This window comes from Geobacillus sp. CAMR5420 (genome assembly GCF_000691465.1).
GTDB lineage: Bacteria > Bacillota > Bacilli > Bacillales > Anoxybacillaceae > Geobacillus > Geobacillus thermoleovorans.
In genome coordinates this window covers 34,666-55,126 of sequence record NZ_JHUS01000062.1, presented here as the reverse complement: position 1 = coordinate 55,126, position 20,461 = coordinate 34,666, and the positions used below count along the sequence as shown (strand labels likewise).

The following is a 20,461-nucleotide window of genomic DNA, read 5'->3' as shown; positions in this document are numbered from 1 at the left end:
ATTCGGATGAAAGCTCCAGTAATGAATATCAGTCAATGTTCCCGAGAATCCCTTGGTGGTCAAGGCATCGACAATATGAATGAGATGCTTGATGACCGGTTTGGAAAGCTGCAGCGTCAACCCCAGCGTGAAGAAAAACTTGTGGATTCCTTGGTGATGTGCTAATCTATTCATGAGACATGAACCTCCTTGTGTGAATGGGTTTTGTGCACATCTATTTTACCCAAGGAGTCCGGTTCATGTCTCCTTTTTTGTTTGGTTGTCAATTTATGTTAGTGAATTTGCTCATCTACAGTCATCAAGTTTCTTTGGGCTTTAAGGGGGCCGCAGAAGGCTTCGGTTTCTTCTCGTATCTTTTGGGAAGAGAGGGGCGAGAGTACGTGAGTTGAGGATGGTGGAAGGAAAGAGAAAAGCGGTCATGGAAATGGATCATTCCTGAAACGAGCATTCCCGTTAGGAGCTTTTCCGGGGACTTGATCAAAAAAAGCCCTCTTGGTATGATGCAGGGGTGTCAAACAATACCTACCATCATGCCAAGGAGGACTTCAGATGAATTGTACACAAAATTGTAAATTAGCACATTATTTCAGAATTCACCGAAAGTTGTACTTGACTATTTCAGAACATGCATTCTTTGTACTTATAAGGAAAAATCAGTAAATCAAATTTTACGTACACGGTGGCTCAAGAAAATCCCCTTTTAACCGAAGGCGAATAGATGGATGTGGCGGATTCGGCCGACGGAACACCAAGGAGAATCTTTATGATCAAGAGAATAAAGTTTATACTGTCCACTTTGAAGAACAAGTGCTGCGCTTTTTAGACTACAAGGCGGTCAAGCTGACGATGTTGATTTCTTTGATTACGATCATTGTCGGGGATATCATCTATCGACGCACGTAATCGGATGCGCAATGTGAACGAAAGGGGACGCCGGGCGTTGGTGCCCGGCAAGTTTGTTTAGGCGCCAGACGGCGATGAGACGATCGCTGTCTTTTTTTGGTTCACGAAGGTCGGCGGCGAGAACCGTTTTGGTGTGAAAGGAGCTTCTGGCCCAGCAAGGCGCAAACGACAACACCGCTTCCAGCGCCGTGCATCGTCTGGAAGCGGCGCTATCGCATCGGGCGCGGCCGTTGTGAACGGATGTTGGCAGCCGTCAAAGCGGCGAATGCGAAGAGTGAAGGCTGCTTGCCGCCGTTTTTCCCCTTTCGCCCGCCGCCGCGATGGCGAAGGCTATCCGTGAAAAGGCGGAAACACGTTCCAACGCAAGCCGATGACGAGCTGGCAGCACGGAAACGCGCCGGGGGGCGGCGACAACGTCAGGCGGATGCCGTCGGGATTGAAATACACATCGGTTTTCGAGCGGATGCCAAGCGAGCGGATCAGGCGCTTCACTTCATCCGTTTTTCCTTCTTGGGCGGCCGACATGACCGAGGCCGCGAACGAGCGCGATTCAGCGAGTTTTTTCAACACGGCGGCGGCGTCGTTCATGAGCGTTTGGGCGGTGGCGGCGGACTGGGAAAAGATGGCCGGGTCGATCGGGGGATATGGGCCGGCCGGCATCCGCGGGAACGGGGTGAACATGGCTGCTTGCGCCTCCTTTCCGAAAATGGAATCCGATATTACGATATGTGCAAACAGCCAAAAAGGAGCGAAGCCAAACGGCGATTTCGCTCCTTCTTTATGCATTGCGCAGGCGGGACGCTACAAATAGCACAGCCATAAATAGGCATGCGACAGGAGCAAGGCAATGAGCGTGAGCGGCGCGCCGATTTTCAAAAAATCAACGTACGTAAAGCCATGCCCTTCGCGCGATGCCATGCCGGCGACAATGACGTTCGCCGAGGCGCCGATGAGCGTTCCGTTTCCGCCGAGGCAGGCGCCAAGAGACAAGGCCCACCAAAGCACGTCAATCTGCGGGGCGTCTGGAGACAGCCCCATGCCGACTGCCATATCTTGAATGAGCGGGATCATCGTGGCGACAAACGGGATGTTGTCGATCGTCGCCGAAGCGATGCCGGACAGCCAAAGGATGAAATAGGCGGCTGTGGAAATATCGCCGCCAGTGACATCGAGCGTTTTTTCGGCCAATAATTTGATCAGGCCGATGTCAACGAGCCCACCGACCAAGACGAACAGACCGGCGAAAAAGAAAATCGTGCCCCATTCGATCGAATGAAAGACATCCTCCAGTTCGTGCTCCGGCACGGCGATGAGCATGAGCACGACCGCTCCGGTCATGGCGATGACGGCCGCATCGACATGAATGACCGAATGAAAAATAAAGCCAAGGACGGTCAGCCCGAGCACGGCGACCGATTTGCGCATCAGCTTCGCATCTTGAATATAATCGGCGTCGCGAAGCTCTATCAGCTTTTGAATCAACGCAGGATCGGTTTTCAGCTGCTTGCGGTAAACGAATGCGAGCAGCGCGACCGTCACAATGGCGATGACGATGACGATTGGCGTCAAGTTGAACAAGAAAGCGTTGAAATCGAGATGCTTGTTCGCCGAGCCGATCATAATGTTCGGCGGGTCGCCGATCAATGTCGCCGTGCCGCCGATATTGGATAAGAGCACTTCAGAAATCAAATAGGGAACGGGGTTGACTTGGAGCATCCGTGTAATTGAAAACGTCACCGGCACGACAAGCAGCACGGTGGTCACGTTGTCCAAAAACGCCGACAACAGCCCGGTCAACAGTGAAAGCATCACCAAAATGCGGACCGGGCGGCCTTTGGCGAGTTTCGCTGCTTTAATGGCCATGTATTGAAAAAAGCCGGACTTGCTCGTAATGCCGACCAAGATCATCATTCCGATCAGCAGCGTGATCGTTCCCCACTCAATATGGTGGGTGAACGCTTTTTCGATGTCAACGATGCCGAAGATGACCATGAGCGCCGCCCCGAGCAAGGCGATGACCGCGCGGTGGATTTTTTCAGAAATGATGATCGCGTATACAACCAAGAAAACGGCAATGGCAAAATAATATTGAAGATTTGACACGTGTGCGGCAGAATGATCCATTCGTACTCCTCCCTTTCCAGTTATGTCGTCATGTTGTGAAAACCGCTCCCGCACGCCGGGCATGTCCAATCACTGCGCTCGCTGGCGGCTTCACGAACATAAAACGTAAATGAACAATGCGGACAAGGGATTTCGCGCACCCGATCCATCAACATCCGCCGCCTCGGTTCGGCTGGAGCATTGGTGTCAATGATCTCGACATGGATGTCGTCGCGCGATTCGTCTTCCGCGATCACGTTTCCTTCCGCTTCATCTTTTGTGCGCCAGCGGCCGCCGAGCACATGCTGCTCAAGTTGGCTGTGCGAGGAATGTTCAAGCATTTCTTCAGCCAGTTTCATGTACTGGCGGTCCGTCAGCCCGCTGAACGGAAGGTTCTTCTTCTGTTTTTTCCAATACGCCCGCAGTTGGTCTTCGGTGAAAATCCATGTAACAATCTGATGAATCACGACATTTTTCATCCCATCCACCCTCCTTTTTCTTGATCATATCATAGAAGGCTGGTGATTTAACAGGAAATGCGGCTCAACCATAGCATTTCTTCAATGCATCAACCTTATAAATGCTGCTCTTCTCTTCACTCAAGAACCATCGGTTTAGGGGAAATGGTTGTTTTTCGCCGATCTTGTAAAGGGTGGGGGAGAAAAAACGATTGGCTTGAATGGGAAGCGTCCATCCGCCCTTCTTCTTTTTCGCCAAGGCTTTCGTTGATTCCTACGGCATCCGCCTCTTTTTCGCCATTTTCTGAAAAAAGAAATAAACAATCGCTTCTGCGTGATATAATAATAGTAAGACGGACGGCAACAGCGTGCCGGAAAGGGGGGAAGCGACGATGGACAGCCCGCAATATTTGTTTCTCGATTTTGAATTTACGATGCCGGAGACGAAAACAAACCCGAACGGGTTTTGCCCGGAAATTATTGAAGTCGGCCTTGTCGCGGTTGTTGACGATCAGATCATCGGCCAATTTTCTTCCTATGTGAAGCCGCTCCGCTTTCCGCAGCTCACGGAACGGTGCAAGTCGTTTCTCAACATCACCCAAGAACAAATCGACCGCGGAATGAGTTTTTATGAGCTGGTTTCCTTGCTTCGGCAATATGACCGCGAACGCCCGACGACAGTGATGACGTGGGGGAGCATGGATATGAAAGTGCTCCGGGAAAACTGCCAATCGGCGCAAGTGGAATTCCCATTCACGGGCGAGCATCGTGATTTAGCCATGGAGTATAAGCGGTTTTTCGGCAACAAAAACCAAACCGCGCTGCGCAAGGCGGTGCAAGAGTACGGCAATGAGGCGGTTGGAAAAGCCCATTGCGCGCTCGATGATGCGTTCACCGCGTATACGATTTTCCGGCTGGTGGAAAACGACAAAAAATATTTGGCGAAGACAAAGCCGCCGACGATTGGAGAACGGATTGATTTGACCCAGCTGCGAAAAAAATTCGCTTTATAGCCGGCTGCGTTGGCGGCGGCTTTTTTTATGTTATAATAGAAAGTGGACGATTTTTTAGGCAGAAAGGTTGTTTCCTTATGTGGCCATCGGTGCTGAATTTATTTTTGTACTTTCCAGAAGACAAACGTGAATACATTCCCGCAGCCATTTCGTTTGCTGTCTTCTTCTTGATGGCGGTGTTCACGATGCGGCTCATCATCATCATCTCCCGGCGGCAGGAGAAGGAAGCGAAGCGGCTCGAAGAACAGCTGCTTGGAAAACGAGAGGAACGGAAGGAGCCGCCCGGAGTATAAACGAGCCACCCTCCGGCAATACTGGCGGATAACAAGTGATGCTGGAGGGTGGTTCGTGTTGCGAAAAACGTACGGTGTGGTGCTGGCGGCAGCGCTCGTGTTGTCCGGCTGCGGCCAAGAGAATGGAACGAGCCGGACGGTGGAGATGATCAATGCGGATGGCGATTCGATCGGTACGATCGAGTTGACTGAACAGGCGGAAGGGGTGCGGCTGAAGCTTGACTTGGAAGGCCTCCCGCCGGGAGAGCACGCCATTCACATCCATGAAAACGGAAGCTGCAAACCGCCCGATTTCCAATCGGCCGGCGGTCATTACAATCCGGACGGGAAAAAGCACGGCCTTCTCCACCCGGAGGGGGCGCATGCCGGCGATTTGCCGAACATTATTGTGAAGGATGACGGCACGGTCAACGTCGAGTTGAAGGCGCCCAATGTGACGCTGAAAGAAGGAGAGAAAGGCTCGCTGCTTACGAAAGACGGAACATCGATCGTCATTCACGCCAAGAAAGACGACGGCATGACCCAGCCGGCGGGAGATGCCGGCGGACGGATCGCCTGCGGGGAAATCAAGTCGTCGTGAAACAGGGGCTCGCGCGCGGGCCCCTGTTTCACGTTGCCGGGGCAACGCTTCGCATGACAAATGCGAGAAAGTGACGGTTGCACAGCTTCTGCTGCACATGGATGGCGGAACGGAGCAACAGGTCCGGCGCTGCTTCTTTTCCCTTTCGCCATCCGCTTGGCCGCTCTTCTTTGGTGCAAAGCTATATAGATGCAACGAAATCGTTTAACATATCCTTGACGGAAAAGTGGCTCATCCATTTTTGACTGTCGAAGGCAAGCCGTAGGCTTGCCTCCGTCACGCTAAGGCGTGACGGAAGACCGAACAACGACTCGCTTAAAGACCCATTCATGGGTCTTTAAGCGGTGTTGTTCGGTCACTCGACAGTTGGATGAAATGACCGGTAAAAACGAAAAATGTTAAAGCTTTAAATTGCATCTATATAGCGCAGCGCCGTCGCCAGCCGCCGCAGCCCTTCCTCCAGCGTCGGGCGCGGGCAGGCGATATTCAAACGGATGAAGCCGACGCCTTCCTGGCCGAATTTGCTGCCGAACTCGACGGCGAGTTTTCCTGTTTCAAGGAGCCGACGCTTCAGCTCCGCCTCGGAAAGGCCAAGGCCGCGGCAGTCGATCCAGACAAGATACGTCGCCTGCGGCCGGACGGGGCGAAGCGGCGGCAAGTGTTCCGCTAAATAGGCAACCGTCATGTCGATGTTTTGCCGCAAGTAATCAAGCAAGGCGTCAAGCCACGGTCCGCCATGGCGGTAGGCCGCTTCCGCTCCGACGATGGCGAACGCATTCAGCGTAAAAAAGCCGTGCCGCTGCTGGACGCGGCGGAACGCCCGGCGCCGCGATTCGTCGGGAAGGATGACTTCCGCCGCCTGCAAACCGGCGAGGTTGAACGTTTTCGTCGGCGCGCGGAACGTGGCGCTTTGCGCGGCCAGCTCTGGGTGGAGGGAGGCAAACGGCGTGTGTTTGGCTGGCGGGAGCGTCAAATCGGCGTGGATTTCGTCGGAAAGGACGAAGACGCCGTGCTTAAGGCAAAGTTCTCCCAGCCGTTCGAGTTCTTCTTTTGTCCATGATTTGCCTCCCGGGTTGTGCGGATGGCAAAGGATGAGAAGTTTGGCATCGGGCAGCTTTCGCTCCAAGTCGTCCCAGTCGATCGCATAGTTGTCTTCCTCAAGGCGCAGCGGACTGAACAGAAGCGTGCGGTCATGGCGGCGGACGAGATCAAACAGCGGCCGGTAGACCGGGGAAAAAACGATGATGCGATCCCCTGGTTCGGAAAACGCTTCGATGGCGGCGGCGACCGCCGGCACGACGCCGTGGGCAAACACGAGCCAAGACGGATCGATCGTCCAGTCATGACGGCGTTCAAGCCATTGGCATACCGCTTCTTTGAGTGAATCGGGAATGACAGTGTAGCCGAACACGCCGTGCTCCACCCGTTGCCGCAGCGCTTCTTGCACTTCTTTCGGTGCGGGAAAATCCATGTCGGCGACCCACATCGGCCATACGTCTTCGCGGCCGAACACGCGATGAACGTCATCCCATTTCACCGACAGCGTGCCCCGGCGGTCGATGACGCGGTCGAACGGAAACATGATCGCGCCTTCTCCTTTCTCAGCACGCGAACGATGCGGTCCTTTCCCTTCATCGAATGGAAACATTGTTGCATCTTCTCCCTTCTTTTTTTCGAATCGATGGCTTATAATGGGTTATATCATAGCATCAAGAAAGGTGGATGGCGGCGGCATGGACGGACGACAGTTGAATCGGCTTCTTCTTGAATGGATCGGCGCCTGGGACCCGTTTGGCCTTGGAAAAGACGCCTACGACGTCGAGGCGGCCAGCGTGCTCCAGGCGGTGTATGAGACGGAAGACGCCCGCACGTTGGCCGCCCGCATTCAGTCCATATATGAATTCGCCTTTGACGAGCCGATTCCTTTTCCCGACTGCCTAAAACTCGCCCGCCGGCTGCTTGAATTAAAGCAAGCGGCGTCCTGTCCGCTCCCGTGATGACGACAGGGAGCCGGCTTGGCGAAACCGACTGATGAAATGGAGGGATGCTGCGTGAAATTGAGCGAAAAAGAGCTGGAAATTATCGAAATATTAGAAAAAGATGCACGAACGCCGATCGATGTGCTGGCGAAGATGATCGATTTGCCGGTCGAAGAAACGGAAGCGCTCGTCAAAAAGTTAGAAGAGGCGAAAGTGATCGTGCAATATACGGCGCTCATTGACTGGCGGAAGGCGGACGGACGCGAAGGGGTGACGGCGATGATCGACGTCAAGGTGACCCCGAAGCGCGGCGTCGGCTTTGACGAGGTGGCGGAACGCATTTACCGATTCCCGGAAGTGAAATCGGTGTACTTAATGTCCGGCGCCTACGACTTATCGGTCGTGATCGAAGGGCGTTCGATGGCGGAAATCGCCCAATTTGTATCGGAAAAACTGTCGACGCTCGATTCTGTCATTTCAACGACGACCCATTTCATTTTGAAAAAATACAAACACGATGGCATCGTCTTTGACCAAGGAGATCAAGATCGCCGCATCGTGGTGTCGCCATGAAGCCGCAAACGAGAAAAACGTACGTGTCCAAGACGGTTGCGGGCTTGAAGCCATCCGGCATCCGCCGCTTTTTCGACCTTGCTTCCAGCATGGACGGCGTCATTTCGCTCGGCGTCGGCGAGCCGGATTTTGTCACGTCCTGGAGCATTCGCGAAGCGAGCATTTTGTCGCTCGAGCAAGGCTATACGTCGTATACGGCCAACGCCGGGCTCTTGGAGCTCCGCCAAGAAATCGCCGCTTATTTGCGCCGCAAGTTTCATGTCGACTACTGTCCGGAGACAGAAATTTTAGTGACGGTCGGGGCGAGCCAGGCCATCGACTTGGCGCTTAGGGCGATCATCAACCCGGGCGATGAAGTGATCATCGTCGAACCGAGTTTTGTCGCCTACGAGCCGCTTGTCGTGCTCGCGGGCGGGAAGCCGGTGGCCGTTCACACGTCTGGCGAAGACAAGTTTCAGCTCAATCCGGTGCACCTTGAACGGGCGATCACCGAGCGGACGAAGGCGGTCATCATCTGCTCGCCGAACAACCCGACCGGAACGGTGCAGAGCCGCACGGAGCTTGAAGCGATCGCCCGTCTGGCTGAGGCGCACGACTTGCTCGTCATTGCCGATGAAATTTACGCCGAGCTGACGTATGAAGGAGAGTACACGAGCATGGCCGCTGTTAGCGGCATGCGCGAGCGGACGATTTTGATTTCCGGTTTTTCCAAAGGGTTTGCGATGACCGGATGGCGGCTCGGGTTTGCGGCAGCGCCTGACGAGATTTTGCAGGCGATGTTGAAAATCCATCAGTATGCCATGATGTGCGCGCCGACGATGGCGCAATATGGGGCGCTTGAGGCGCTTCGCAGCGGAGAGCGCGATGTCGCCGAGATGCGCAACAGCTACCGGCGGCGGCGCAACTATTTCGTCGCCTCGCTCAATGAAATCGGGCTGCCGTGCCATTTGCCAGGCGGCGCGTTTTACGCCTTCCCGTCCATCAAGCCGACCGGTTTGACGTCGGAGCAGTTTGCTGAGCGGCTGCTCATCGAAGAAAAAGTAGCGGTCGTCCCCGGCAACGTCTTCGGCCAAAGCGGGGAAGGCTATATCCGCTGTTCATACGCTTCATCGCTCGAACAGCTGCAAGAAGCCATTAAGCGAATGAAACGGTTTTTGGCGCGCCTGTAACTGGGGATGTTCCGCCGTCGGCGGGACATCTTTTTTTGGGGTTTGCTGTCGGTCTATGTTATAATACAGAAACATAGACGAAATTCATCAATAGGAGTGTTTCGCTTGTCAACGATCAAACGAGGAGCGATCGTGAAAGGGAAGGTGACGGGCATTCAGCCGTATGGCGCGTTCGTCCAGCTTGAGGACGGCATGCAAGGGCTGATCCATATTTCTGAAATTTCCCATCAATTTGTGAAAGATGTGCGCGATTACGTCCATGTCGGGGATGAAGTGACGGTCAAGGTGTTGGACGTCGATCGAAAGGCGAGGAGGGCGAGCCTGTCCCTAAAGGCGCTTGAACCCGCCGGGGAAAAGGAAAAACGCCATATGCGCATGAAAATGCCGCTCAAGTCGGGGTTTCGCCCGTTGAAGGAAAAACTGCGCGAATGGATTGAGCAGTCCAAGAAAGAAAATTGGCCGAAACCATAACCCTGCGCCCCAAACGGTGAGAGTCCATGACGCTTTGAGGCCGGGAGAGGCGCAAAAAAATAAGACACCCACCGTCAGGCGGTGAGTGTCCCAATGGTTTTCCGTCATGTGCGCGATGTTTTCGGTTCAGTGCGCCCAAGCTCTTCGGCCGGTTTGAACAGCAGCGCCAAGTTGATCAAGCCGGCGATGCCGACCAAGCTGTAGATGATGCGCGACCAAACGGAGTCTTGGCCGCCGAAAATGGCGGCGACTAAGTCAAATTGGAAAAAGCCGATCAGTCCCCAGTTAATGGCGCCGATAATGGTCAACAATAGCGCAATGCGCTGCAATGCTCCCATCTTGTTTGCCTCCTTTGGAAAATTTCTTTTCAACTTATAGGATGAATCGCAGTCGTGAAAAATATGCATCGTTTGCCGCCAAAGCAGTTGGCTTTACAACCGGTGGCAGGCGCTGCCATAATAGATTCAGGAAAAGGAGGGCATCCATATGCAAGAGTTTATTTTCCGCAACCCGACGAAACTGATTTTCGGAAAAGGGCAGCTCGAACGTCTCAAAGAAGAAGTGCCGCGCTACGGCAAGAAAGTGCTGCTCGTGTATGGCGGCGGCAGCATCAAACGAAACGGACTGTATGATGAAGTGATGAAGATATTGGGGAACATTGGCGCCGAGGTCATCGAACTGCCAGGCGTCGAACCGAACCCGCGCGTCTCGACCGTAAGAAAAGGGGTGGACATTTGCAAGCGGGAAGGCGTCGAGTTTTTGCTGGCGGTTGGCGGCGGCAGCGTCATCGACTGCACGAAAGCGATCGCCGCCGGGGCGAAATTCGATGGCGATCCGTGGGAGTTTATCACGAAAAAAGCGCCCGTCACCGGCGCCCTGCCGTTTGGCGTCGTCTTGACGCTGGCGGCGACCGGGTCGGAGATGAATTCTGGTTCGGTGATCACAAACTGGGAGACGAAAGAAAAATACGGCTGGGGCAGCCCGTTTACGTTCCCGCAATTTTCGATTTTGGATCCGACGTATACGATGACCGTTCCGAAAGACCATACGGTTTACGGCATTGTCGATATGATGTCGCATGTGTTTGAGCAATATTTCCACCATACGCCGAACACACCATTGCAAGACCGGATGTGTGAAGCGGTGTTGAAAACCGTGATCGAAACGGCGCCCAAACTGATCAACGATTTGGAAAACTACGAGCTGCGCGAGACGATCATGTACTCGGGCACGATCGCCTTAAACGGCTTCTTGCAAATGGGCGTCCGCGGCGACTGGGCGACGCACAATATTGAGCATGCCGTTTCCGCCGTGTATGACATCCCGCACGCCGGGGGATTGGCGATTTTGTTCCCGAACTGGATGAAGCATGTGCTCGATGAAAATGTCAGCCGTTTCGCCCAGCTCGCGGTGCGCGTCTTTGATGTCGATCCGGCGGGCAAATCGGAGCGGGATGTGGCGCTTGAAGGCATCGAGCGGCTGCGCGAGTTCTGGTCGAGCCTCGGGGCGCCGTCGCGGCTTGGGGACTATGGCATCGGCGAGGAAAACTTGGAGCTGATGGCCGATAAAGCGATGGCGTTTGGCGAGTTCGGCCGTTTCAAAACATTGAACCGCGATGATGTGCTCGCCATTTTGCGCGCTTCCCTGTAATGAGGCGATGCGGCGGTTTCGCGAATCAATCGATGATGGCGCCGGCTCGGCGACGGAATCTGCCTGAGCTGGCGCTTTTCCTATTTTCTTGGTTTGCCTGGGTGCGCTCCCAATCCCGCAGGACGGCGGAAAGGGAGGAGGGCGCGAAAAACAGCCGCCTCGCCCGAATCCATGGTTCTCGAATGAGGAAAAAGCACAACGTTGATTACGTTTCTTGAGGCAAGCAGCCTGAGCCCCTAGAAGGCTGGTGAAAAACGAGTTTTGTTCCCAAATCGGCGGCGTTTCATCAGGAAAGAAGACGAACTTCACAAGGTTTCTCTAATTGAAAAATGGTTGGGATAAGCTGTCTTTTTCGTTGCATCACCATCCCTCCAGGTGTCACGCAAGGAAATCGGCGCGGCGAACATGGCGAAAAATGAATCCGTTTCCAAAAAAGGTGGGCTGCTTGATTTCCCTTGTTTATTCCGCTAAAGTGAAAGAAGGCAATGATTCTTGAAGGGGAGGCGGAAATCGATGACCCACATTCGCTTTGACTATTCCAAAGCGCTCGCCTTTTTTGGCGAACATGAGCTTACATACTTGCGTGATGCCGTGAAAGTCGCGCATCATTCGCTTCATGAAAAAACCGGTGTTGGAAGCGACTTTTTAGGCTGGCTTGACTGGCCGGTCGACTATGACAAAGAAGAATTCGCACGCATCAAGGAGGCGGCGAAAAAAATCCAATCGGACTCTGATGTTCTTGTCGTCATCGGCATCGGCGGCTCGTACCTTGGCGCGCGGGCGGCGATCGAGATGCTGCACCATTCGTTTTACAACGCCTTGCCAAAAGAAAAGCGGAAAACGCCGCAAATCATTTTTGTCGGCAACAACATCAGCTCGACGTATATGAAAGACGTCATCGATTTCTTGGAAGGGAAAGACTTCTCGATCAACGTCATTTCCAAATCGGGGACGACGACCGAGCCGGCGATCGCCTTCCGCATTTTCCGCAAGCTGCTTGAGGAGAAATACGGCAAAGAGGAAGCGCGCCGCCGCATTTACGCGACGACGGACAGCAAGCGCGGCGCGCTTCGGACGCTCGCCAATGAGGAAGGGTACGAGACGTTTGTCATTCCGGATGACATCGGCGGCCGCTACTCGGTGCTGACGGCGGTCGGGTTGCTGCCGATTGCCGCAAGCGGCGCGGACATTAACGCCATGATGGAAGGAGCGGCCAAAGCGCGTGACGATTTCAGCTCCTCGGAGCTTGAGGAAAACGCCGCTTACCAATACGCCGCCATCCGCAACATTTTGTACAACAAAGGGAAAACGATCGAGCTGCTCGTCAACTACGAACCAGCGCTGCACTATTTCGCCGAATGGTGGAAGCAGCTGTTCGGCGAAAGCGAAGGGAAGGATCAAAAAGGCATTTACCCGGCTTCCGCTGATTTCTCGACCGATTTGCATTCGCTCGGCCAATACATTCAAGAAGGGCGCCGCGATTTGTTTGAAACAGTGTTGAAGCTGGAAGAACCGCGTCATGAGCTGATCATTGAAGCCGAAGAAAACGACCTCGACGGGCTGAACTATTTGGCGGGAAAAACGGTTGATTTCGTCAACACAAAAGCGTTCGAAGGGACGCTGCTCGCCCATACGGACGGCGGCGTGCCGAACTTGGTCATCACGTTGCCGAAGCTTGATGAATATACGTTCGGCTACCTTGTCTACTTCTTTGAAAAAGCATGCGCCATGAGCGGCTACTTGCTCGGGGTGAATCCATTTGACCAACCGGGAGTGGAAGCATACAAAAAGAATATGTTCGCCCTCCTCGGCAAACCAGGCTATGAGCAGTTGAAGGAAGAACTGGAGAAACGGTTGAAATAACAACGTGTTCCATCGCCAAGCCGCTGTTTTCTCGGGGGAGATGACTCGCGGCTCGACCCGAGTCGCGCCCAAAATGGCGGACGGAACGACGGAAAAAGCGCCTCTTCCCTTTTGCGGGGGAAGAGGTGTTTTGTTATACATGAACCGGGTCGTTCGGCCGCACAACGCCCGGGCGAGGGTTTATTGCTCCCTGCCGTTTTTCGCCAAGCGTCTGAAGCTGCCGCGGACAAATAATCCCCGCCGAACGGGAAACGATAAAAGAAAGGAGGGATTGTGCATGATTGAAATGCCATCGCGTTTGGAAGGAAAACAATTTCAACTGTACCATTTGGAAGAGCAATTAAAACCAATGGGATATACAATCGGCGGCGGGTGGGACTACGATCACGGCTATTTCGACTACAAAATCGCCGATGACGCGGGCTATCAGTTTTTGCGCGTGCCGTTTCGGGCGGTCGACGGGCAGCTTGATTCGCACGGAACGACGGTGGAGCTTGGGCGGCCGTTTTTGCTTGCGCATAAATACCAACGGGGCATCGATGATTTCGCCGATGTCGGCAACATCAGCGCCTCATTCAATCAGTTTGCCGAGCCGCAAGACCCGGATGCGACCGTACCCGAGCGATACATTTCCGTCGGAAAGGCGCTTGTCCAAGAACTGGAGCGCCGCCTGCTCGATTAAGGGGCAAGCGCGAACAGGCGGTCGCTTGGTTGAATCGGGCGGTCCGGTGCAACGGAAATCGCTCCGTGATCTCCATGGATGACGCCAAGCAGCGTCACGTTTTGCTTGAGCAGCTGCTGTTGAACGGCGGCGAATGGCTGGCCGATTTGCTGTTCGTCTGGCTCGAGAAGGCAGAGCGTCTGTCCGTCCAGGCGGTAAAGCGCCGTCTCCCACACGCTGGCGGCGCCCGGCGAGCGAAGGCTGGCGGCCATGGCGAAACTCGCCAGCAAGTTTGTCTGAATCACCTCATCCGCCCCGGCGCGGAAGGCGTTCTGGACGTTTCGGCCCGTTAGGATTTCCACGATGGCGTACACCGACGGGTTGAGGCTTTTGGCGGCAAGCAGCGTGACAATCGTATCTTTATCGGCTTCCGCTTCCGCTTTATGCGGATCGGCGGTGATGAGCAAAAAACGCGCTTCTTGAATATTGGCCTTCTCCAGCACCGCATCGTCGCTTGCCGTTCCTTTAATGAAATGAACCGGCGCGTTCAGAAGCGGGTGGGACGGAACAGTGGCGTCGATGAGAACGAAGCGCATGGAGGCGTCGTGCCGCGCGAGGCGGAGCAGCACCTCGCGCGCCCGCTCGTTCCAGCCGACGATCACCGCATGGCCGCGCTCTGTATACCGGAGCTGTCCGCTTGTAAAGGCGGTTTCCCGGGCGGCGGCCGCGGCGGAGACGGAAGCGAAATAAGCGGTGAGGATGCCGGTGCCAAGGATGATAAGCCCAATGGCCGCGAGTTTTCCGGCGACCGTTTTCGGGACGATGTCGCCGTAGCCGATTGTCGCCGACGTCACGATCGCCCACCACACGCCGTCGAACACCGTGCGGAACGTCTCTGGTTCAATGAAGCGCATCAGCGCGCCAAACAGCACGATCAACGCGCTTGCCGAGACAAACAGACGAAGCACGGGCGGCCAGCGCCAATACGATAACAGCACGTTCCTTGTTCTCATCGTCCACCCCTCTTTTGCTTTTGTCTTTTTTAGTGTGAGCCGTTTTTGCATAAACATTCCTGTTTTTTCCCATACTAGGAAACGGAACATCACAGAAAGGGGACAGTGGTCATGGATATGAACCGTGTCAAACAAATCGTTTCTTCCCCTGCCGATATCCCGGTATATTACAACGGCGTGTCGGTATGGATTGACGGGTATGATGAAGAAAAACAGACGGCGACCGTCCATTTGCGCGATGGCCGGCTTCATGAGCGCCGGGATGTGCCGGTTTCGGAATTGACGGAAGAGCGGGAGTGAAAAGGGGAGGCCGGCTGACAGTGCGGGAGCCTTCTTGCGTTTCCCGAGCGCGCTTGGTTCGAGTAAAGGAGTTTTCCGGCATGAAGCGTCCGGGCGGCCCGCAAGAAAACGGTTGTTGTTCGCCGTCTGTTTCGTGAACAAGACGGCTTTTCAGACGACAATCAGAGGGAGTCGGTGCAAGGACGTAGACATCGGATGAAACGTTGATGGAGCGAAAGACGGGGAAATCCGCCGCTTGCCGAACGACATGTCGGGCAAGCGGCTTCGTTTTGTCAGACAGCGGATTGGCGGCGCGTCCGGGCAACGCGCACCGTCAACAGCAAGGCGCAGGCGAAAAAGAGAATATCATCGATTCCGTAGACGAGATGATACCCTCCAGCGGCAAACAGCGCGCTGCCGATCATTGGTCCGAACGCCATGCCCATATAGCGGAAAAAGTTGTACACGCCGATCGCTGTCGAGCGGTTCGCTTGAAAAACGTTCGTCAGTACGGTCGTCTGCACTGGGAGCGAAAGGCCTAAAAACAAGCCGAACAAGGCGATGGCCAAAACAAGCAGCGAAAGCGATCGTTGGGCCGCGATCAAGAAAAAGAAAATGGACAGCACGGTCAAGTACGATGCCGCCAAGAGGATGCGCCGCTCCGGGAAGCGTCCTTGAAGGCGCCCGCCGAGGAAGCTGCCGATGACGATCATGGACGACATCGCCAAGTACACCGTCCCTTTTTCCTGCGCCGACAGACCGTACCGATCCGTCAAGATGCTGGGCAAAAAGACGAGAAAATTATACAGCGAGTAATATTGAACAAATCCAAGCAGAACGATCGACGACCCGGCACGGCGGCGGAGCACTGAAGCGAAGTCGGAGAGGCGAAACGGGGACGAAACGGCCGTTTCCGGTTTCGTTTCCTTCAGCAGCAGGAAATTGCCGGCACCAACTAAGCCGCCGACGGCCACAAGCGCCAAAAAGACGGTGCGAAATGGAAAATGCTCTGCCAAAAAGCCGCCGACGATCGGCCCGACGACAGGGCCAAGTGAGACCATCATTTGAAACGTCCCCATCGCCCGCCCGCGCTCTTTGCCGGTGAACAAGTCGCCGATGACCGTGGCGGCGACGACCGACCCGGCTGCGATGCCAACGGCTTGCAAGGCGCGGAAAAACAAGAGCGCATAAATGGATGTTGAGAAAAAACAGCCGAGCGAAGCGGCGATGTAGATGACGATGCCGCCAAGCAGCACCGTCCTCCGTCCTTTCCGGTCGGTGAGCGGGCCATAGACGATTTGCATCATCGCCAGGAAGAAAGTGGAAATGGAAATCGTCAAGTTGATCAAAAACGAAGAAGTCGCAAACGCCTCCCGCACTTCTGGTAAAATAGGAGTGTAAATCGTTTGCGTAAACGGGCCGAGAAACGCGGCGAGCGACACAAGATAGACGACAAGCTGGCGTTTCATCTCTTTCCCCTTTCTTTGTTTGTACATATGTATCATTATACTCTCGCTTTTTTCACTGATGGAAATAAAATGACTGTTTGCAAAAGGGGAGATGGAAAGATGGAATCATGTTTGATCCGCGATGCGGCCGCGGCGGATTTGCCGCACATCGTCCGCATTTATAATGAAACGATCCCAAGCCGGATGGTGACGGCGGACTTGGAGCCGGTGTCGGTCGAAAGCCGGCGGGCGTGGTTTGAGGCCCATGACCCGCACAATCGTCCGCTTTGGGTCGTCGAGGACGACGGCGCGGTTTGCGCCTGGCTCAGCTTTCAGTCGTTTTACGGCCGCCCGGCGTACCGCCATACGGCGGAGGTAAGCATTTATATCGCCGAAACGCACCGCGGCCGGGGGCTTGGGACGAAGCTGCTCGAGCGGGCGGTCGAACGGGCGCCCGAACTTGGGATCAAGACGCTGCTCGGCTTTATTTTTGCGCATAATGAACCAAGTTTGCGGCTTTTCTCCCGCTTCGGATTTGAACGATGGGGATATTTTCCGCGCGTGGCGGAATTGGACGGCGTGGAACGCGATTTGGTCATTGTCGGCAAACGGCTTGTATAGAATGGGGGGAGGCGGGGAAGTCATAAGTAATGAGGATGAACGGAAAGAGGGAAGGATATGAACGTCATGCCGATTCGGCTGTTTACGATCCAAGATGGGGAAGGATTTGTCGCTGACGCGTTTCAATGCCCGGTGACCGGCAATTTGATTTACAAATCGTCTGGCACGCCGTCCGTTGTCGCATATGCAGACTTGACCGACGAACAAATCATGCGCCTTGAGAAATACGGATTTCGGCGGCTCGGCGAGTCGCCGGCGCGGATGGAAAGCGGCCCGGACGGCATTGAAGAGCTGCTGCCGAGGCAATGAGGGAGAAAGAAAACGAGGTGAAAACGTTGAAGAAAAGGCCTGCCCGCTGGGGACAGGCTTTTTCTTTTCCCCAGAAGGCCGGCGAAACCCAACGGATTCGCTCGATCCGTTCGTGAGAAAGCTCAAGGGATGAAACTGCGGCGCTGCAAGGTTTTTTCAATTTGAAAAACATTGTTGCAAAGCCTGATATTCGTTCCATCACCGGCCGTTGATCATGTCAACCGGCGGATGAGCCAATAGAGCGCGGCGGCCGCCGCTAGGCCAAGCAGCGTATAAAGAACCGGACGGCCGGATCGTTCGAGCGGCGTTTTGTTCTCCAAAGCTGGCGGGTGATCGGTCTTGGCCGTCTTTTCCTTCGTCTGCGGCCGCGTTTCCGTCCCTGCCCCCTCCCTCTCTCCAGCGGCACGCTTGCCGTACATGCCCGCTCCGGTTCGTTTCGCCTCCTCGTACGCCTTGCGGACGCGCGCTTCGTATTTGTAATCGCCATAGTCATAAAAGTCTTCGACAAGTCCGGCTTTGGAGAGGTCTTCTTGCAGCAGGCGCTTGCCGACCCACACCCAGGCGAGCAGCCGCTGGTATTTGTCAAACAGCGCGTCTCCGTCGGTCTCAAGCAAAATGTTCCCTTGATGCAAGCGGGAACATGTAAACCGGCTTGCTTCTTTCCCATACGGTTCGACTTGGATCGTGCTCTCCGGCGTATCAATGAACAAAAACCTCGTCGTGTATACATGGCCGTTGACGCGGAATTTCGCCGTATCGCCGTCGATGCACTCGACCAATTCAGCCGGGTAGGTGCGGCCAAGGCGCAACGTAGAACGATCTTCTTTCTTCCCCAGTGTATGGCCGTCCAGGTCGATTCGCTCTGGGGTGAGATGCCGCTTGCATCGTTCATTGCCGTTGTATGTTTGAATAAGCTGGACAAGCTCTTGTTTCGTTTTCGCCTGCTTCGCCAGCGCAGTCGGCTCATGGAGCAAATACACGCAGTCGCTGCCGCGGAAGTGCCCGCCCAACTCATCAAGCTCGCCAGGGTGGGCAAAAGCGGAAATCGGGAACATCAACAGGAAACAAAACAAGAATATGACCATTCGTTTCAAAAACGATCCCTCCACTCGAAAAGCATTTCTTCCTCTTGAACAAAAACCGGATGTCCGCAATGGATGGGTTTCAGCACACGATCGCACATGTTATGCCGGTTTTTTCCGTTTTTCAGCGAAAAATCAAGCCAATATGGCCGTTATCGCGCTGTTAGGCGGTTTGCGTTCGTTCACGATAAAGTTTATCAAAAAAGTGGAACGATGAGGAAACATCTCGTCTGAGGGGGAGAGGATGACATGTCCAACTTGCTTTTCGATGATCAACCGTTGGTCATTTTGCCGCAACTCGCTTTGGCGATCGGGTTGAACGAAAGCATCGTTGTTCAGCAGCTGCATTATTGGCTCAAGAAAAGCGAAAACGTCCATGACGGCTATAAGTGGGTGTACAACACGTATGCAGACTGGCAGCGACAATTCCCGTTCTGGTCGGAAAGCACGATTCGCCGGATCATTCTTAAACTGGAAAAAATGGGGATCATCGTCGCGGCGAATTTCAACCGCTCCAAGATCGATAAAACGAAATGGTATCGGATCGACTATGACAAACTGGCTGAAATAACGAAAGAAATATCAGAAATGTCGGACGGACAACATGGGCAGGCGGCAGATGATGGCGTGATGACCGCGCACAATGGTGTTTCGATCGTTCAAGGTGCGGTTTCGTTCACTCAAAACGGGGTTTCGTTCGTTCACGATGAGGGTTTGACGACGCACGATGGGGATTCGATTGTGCAAGATGGCATCTCGGCCGTTCAAGGCGGCGCTTCTGTGGTTCAAGGGGGGATGTTGACGGCTCAAGATGGCATTTTGACGGTTCAAAATAGGGTTTTGCCCACTGAAGATGGGGGGTCGATGAGGCAAAGCAGCGTTTCGACGATTCAACAAGATCAGATTTCGGCCGTTTACGATGGCGTTTCGATCGGCCAAAATGAGCAGACGATGGGCGAAACAGTCCGTCCATTTGCGCAAAATGAACCATCCAGCTGGTCAAACTGGGCGGTCGAGGTGCTCAATTTGACAAGACCAATACCAGAGACGACAACAGAGATGACATCAGAGATCAAAAGAGAAGACGAAGAAGACGCGCGCGTGCGCACATACAAGGAGATCGTTCGCTTCTGTGAGGAAAACGGGTTTGGCGTGATCGGCGATTATTTGCGGGAAAAGATCAATGCATGGGTGGACGATGCGTCCGAGGAATTGGTGTTGGAAGCATTGAAAATCGCGGTGGAAAACGGCGCCAAACGGTGGGTGTACGTGGAAACGATTTTGCGCGACTGGACGGAAAAAGGGTATCGCACCGTGGACGAAGTGCGCGCCGCGCGGTTGGCGTTTCGAAAAGAGCGGATGAAGCAACGATCCGCCCCGCCTTCATCCGATGGCGGCAGAACGATGCGGAAACCGATCCGCACCGAGATCGTGCCGGATTGGCTGAAGATGGATTACAGCCAGCCGGAAGACGACGACTTTGACATCGAGCAGGCGCGCCGTGAGTTGGAGGAACGTCTGAAAAAATACAAAACCAACCCGGACGGATGAAGCCGAAGGGCGTAAGAGTCCGAGGAGTCTCATCTCATGACGGGACGTGAACCGAGCGATTTCTTGTGTGCCCCACGATTTGAGGTTCAGTCAGGTCGTTCACTGGTGCTGGCGCCCCTTCACGTTTAGATGGTGGGAGGCTTCTTTTGGGAATTTGTTCACAGGGGGATGGCTCATCGCCATCTCCCGAAACGAAAATAAAAAACCCTTGCACGGCAAGGGTTGGGCAAATGGAGCATACCGGGCTCGAACCGGTGACCTTCGCGCTGCCAGCACGACGCTCTCCCACGCTTGTCAGTTACACTGCCCAAAATCCTTGAAAAACAGCTTCGTGTTTTATTCAAGTAAAAGTATAGCAAATAGCGTTTATTATGTGAATATGACAGTCAATCCAAGAAATGATTTTTATAAAAGGATGGGGTAAAATGACGGATGGGTGTGC

The 20,461-nt window shown here is 54.3% G+C and carries 22 protein-coding genes and 1 pseudogene; 14 read left to right on the top strand and 9 right to left on the bottom strand.

The genetic code is table 11. The annotated features are described in order from the left end of the window. The 4 genes and pseudogenes from DI44_RS18855 to DI44_RS02320 all read right to left on the bottom strand — a co-directional run. Positions 1-174, bottom strand: a pseudogene (locus DI44_RS18855) (IS701 family transposase); the annotation flags it as partial. Between the two features lie 1,059 nt (positions 175-1,233). Then, a complete protein-coding gene (locus DI44_RS02310; protein ID WP_021321909.1) occupies positions 1,234-1,584 on the bottom strand; it encodes a hypothetical protein in 351 nt (116 codons plus the stop codon). 120 nt (positions 1,585-1,704) lie between these two features. Then, entirely contained in the window at positions 1,705-3,027 is a 1,323-nt protein-coding gene (locus tag DI44_RS02315; protein WP_033026163.1) for an ArsB/NhaD family transporter, read from the bottom strand. 20 nt (positions 3,028-3,047) lie between these two features. Next, positions 3,048-3,485 (bottom strand): hypothetical protein, encoded by a 438-nt coding sequence (locus DI44_RS02320; RefSeq protein WP_011232406.1) that lies wholly within the window; start codon positions 3,483-3,485, stop codon positions 3,048-3,050. A 371-nt stretch (positions 3,486-3,856) separates the two neighbouring features. On the opposite strand from DI44_RS02320, the gene kapD reads away from it, so the two are divergent. From kapD to DI44_RS02335, 3 genes are all read left to right on the top strand, one after another. Beyond that, complete coding sequence (kapD, locus tag DI44_RS02325; RefSeq protein ID WP_011232405.1) at positions 3,857-4,477, top strand: 3'-5' exonuclease KapD; 621 nt, start codon at positions 3,857-3,859, stop codon at positions 4,475-4,477. A 77-nt stretch (positions 4,478-4,554) separates the two neighbouring features. Beyond that, positions 4,555-4,770, top strand: a complete 216-nt coding sequence (locus tag DI44_RS02330) for a hypothetical protein (RefSeq protein WP_011232404.1) — start codon at positions 4,555-4,557, stop codon at positions 4,768-4,770. 55 nt (positions 4,771-4,825) lie between these two features. Further along, positions 4,826-5,350: a superoxide dismutase family protein gene (locus tag DI44_RS02335; protein ID WP_015375713.1), complete on the top strand. Its 525-nt coding sequence runs from the start codon at positions 4,826-4,828 to the stop codon at positions 5,348-5,350. Positions 5,351-5,756: 406 nt separating this feature from the next. Here DI44_RS02335 and DI44_RS02340 read toward each other — a convergent pair whose 3' ends face one another. Further along, entirely contained in the window at positions 5,757-6,932 is a 1,176-nt protein-coding gene (locus DI44_RS02340; RefSeq protein ID WP_033026176.1) for a MalY/PatB family protein, read from the bottom strand. A 151-nt stretch (positions 6,933-7,083) separates the two neighbouring features. Between DI44_RS02340 and DI44_RS02345 the strand changes: the two genes are divergently transcribed. The 4 genes from DI44_RS02345 to yugI all read left to right on the top strand — a co-directional run bounded on the left by DI44_RS02345 (position 7,084) and on the right by yugI (position 9,542). Continuing rightward, complete coding sequence (locus DI44_RS02345) at positions 7,084-7,347, top strand: DUF1871 family protein (protein ID WP_011232401.1); 264 nt, start codon at positions 7,084-7,086, stop codon at positions 7,345-7,347. A 54-nt stretch (positions 7,348-7,401) separates the two neighbouring features. Continuing rightward, positions 7,402-7,902: an Lrp/AsnC family transcriptional regulator gene (locus DI44_RS02350; protein WP_013144362.1), complete on the top strand. Its 501-nt coding sequence runs from the start codon at positions 7,402-7,404 to the stop codon at positions 7,900-7,902. Next, complete coding sequence (locus tag DI44_RS02355; RefSeq protein ID WP_011232399.1) at positions 7,899-9,071, top strand: aminotransferase; 1,173 nt, start codon at positions 7,899-7,901, stop codon at positions 9,069-9,071. Before DI44_RS02350 ends, DI44_RS02355 begins: the two co-directional genes overlap by 4 nt. A gap of 105 nt (positions 9,072-9,176) precedes the next feature. Continuing rightward, complete coding sequence (gene yugI / locus DI44_RS02360; protein WP_013144364.1) at positions 9,177-9,542, top strand: S1 domain-containing post-transcriptional regulator GSP13; 366 nt, start codon at positions 9,177-9,179, stop codon at positions 9,540-9,542. 104 nt (positions 9,543-9,646) lie between these two features. Here yugI and DI44_RS02365 read toward each other — a convergent pair whose 3' ends face one another. Next, positions 9,647-9,880, bottom strand: a complete 234-nt coding sequence (locus DI44_RS02365; protein ID WP_011232397.1) for a DUF378 domain-containing protein — start codon at positions 9,878-9,880, stop codon at positions 9,647-9,649. Between the two features lie 148 nt (positions 9,881-10,028). Here DI44_RS02365 and DI44_RS02370 point away from each other — a divergent pair, with 148 nt between their 5' ends. The 3 genes from DI44_RS02370 to DI44_RS02380 all read left to right on the top strand — a co-directional run bounded on the left by DI44_RS02370 (position 10,029) and on the right by DI44_RS02380 (position 13,737). After that, positions 10,029-11,192 (top strand): iron-containing alcohol dehydrogenase, encoded by a 1,164-nt coding sequence (locus DI44_RS02370; RefSeq protein ID WP_014196641.1) that lies wholly within the window; start codon positions 10,029-10,031, stop codon positions 11,190-11,192. 513 nt (positions 11,193-11,705) lie between these two features. Then, the gene (locus tag DI44_RS02375) at positions 11,706-13,055 is read left to right on the top strand and encodes a glucose-6-phosphate isomerase (protein WP_011232395.1); all 1,350 of its coding nucleotides are present in this window, start codon (positions 11,706-11,708) and stop codon (positions 13,053-13,055) included. 277 nt (positions 13,056-13,332) lie between these two features. Then, positions 13,333-13,737 carry a YugN-like family protein gene (locus DI44_RS02380; RefSeq protein ID WP_013144366.1) on the top strand — a complete coding sequence of 135 codons (405 nt, stop codon included), beginning with the start codon at positions 13,333-13,335 and terminating at the stop codon, positions 13,735-13,737. On the opposite strand, the gene DI44_RS02385 is transcribed toward DI44_RS02380, so the two are convergent. Continuing rightward, entirely contained in the window at positions 13,734-14,729 is a 996-nt protein-coding gene (locus DI44_RS02385) for a potassium channel family protein (RefSeq protein ID WP_015375707.1), read from the bottom strand. The genes DI44_RS02380 and DI44_RS02385 overlap by 4 nt on opposite strands. Before the next feature lie 111 nt (positions 14,730-14,840). Between DI44_RS02385 and DI44_RS02390 the strand changes: the two genes are divergently transcribed. After that, on the top strand, positions 14,841-15,029 hold the full coding sequence (locus DI44_RS02390) for an H-type small acid-soluble spore protein (protein WP_013144368.1): 189 nt from the start codon (positions 14,841-14,843) through the stop codon (positions 15,027-15,029). A 272-nt stretch (positions 15,030-15,301) separates the two neighbouring features. On the opposite strand, the gene DI44_RS02395 is transcribed toward DI44_RS02390, so the two are convergent. Next, positions 15,302-16,477: an MFS transporter gene (locus DI44_RS02395; RefSeq protein WP_033026160.1), complete on the bottom strand. Its 1,176-nt coding sequence runs from the start codon at positions 16,475-16,477 to the stop codon at positions 15,302-15,304. Between the two features lie 99 nt (positions 16,478-16,576). Between DI44_RS02395 and DI44_RS02400 the strand changes: the two genes are divergently transcribed. Continuing rightward, entirely contained in the window at positions 16,577-17,077 is a 501-nt protein-coding gene (locus DI44_RS02400; RefSeq protein WP_015375705.1) for a GNAT family N-acetyltransferase, read from the top strand. A 57-nt stretch (positions 17,078-17,134) separates the two neighbouring features. Then, positions 17,135-17,386, top strand: coding sequence for a hypothetical protein (locus DI44_RS02405; protein ID WP_011232390.1), 252 nt, complete (start codon positions 17,135-17,137; stop codon positions 17,384-17,386). Between the two features lie 212 nt (positions 17,387-17,598). Here DI44_RS02405 and DI44_RS02410 read toward each other — a convergent pair whose 3' ends face one another. After that, entirely contained in the window at positions 17,599-18,480 is an 882-nt protein-coding gene (locus DI44_RS02410) for a thermonuclease family protein (RefSeq protein WP_015375704.1), read from the bottom strand. Positions 18,481-18,717: 237 nt separating this feature from the next. Here DI44_RS02410 and DI44_RS02415 point away from each other — a divergent pair, with 237 nt between their 5' ends. Continuing rightward, positions 18,718-20,019, top strand: a complete 1,302-nt coding sequence (locus DI44_RS02415; protein ID WP_014196631.1) for a DnaD domain protein — start codon at positions 18,718-18,720, stop codon at positions 20,017-20,019. The last annotated feature ends 442 nt before the right edge of the window (positions 20,020-20,461 follow it).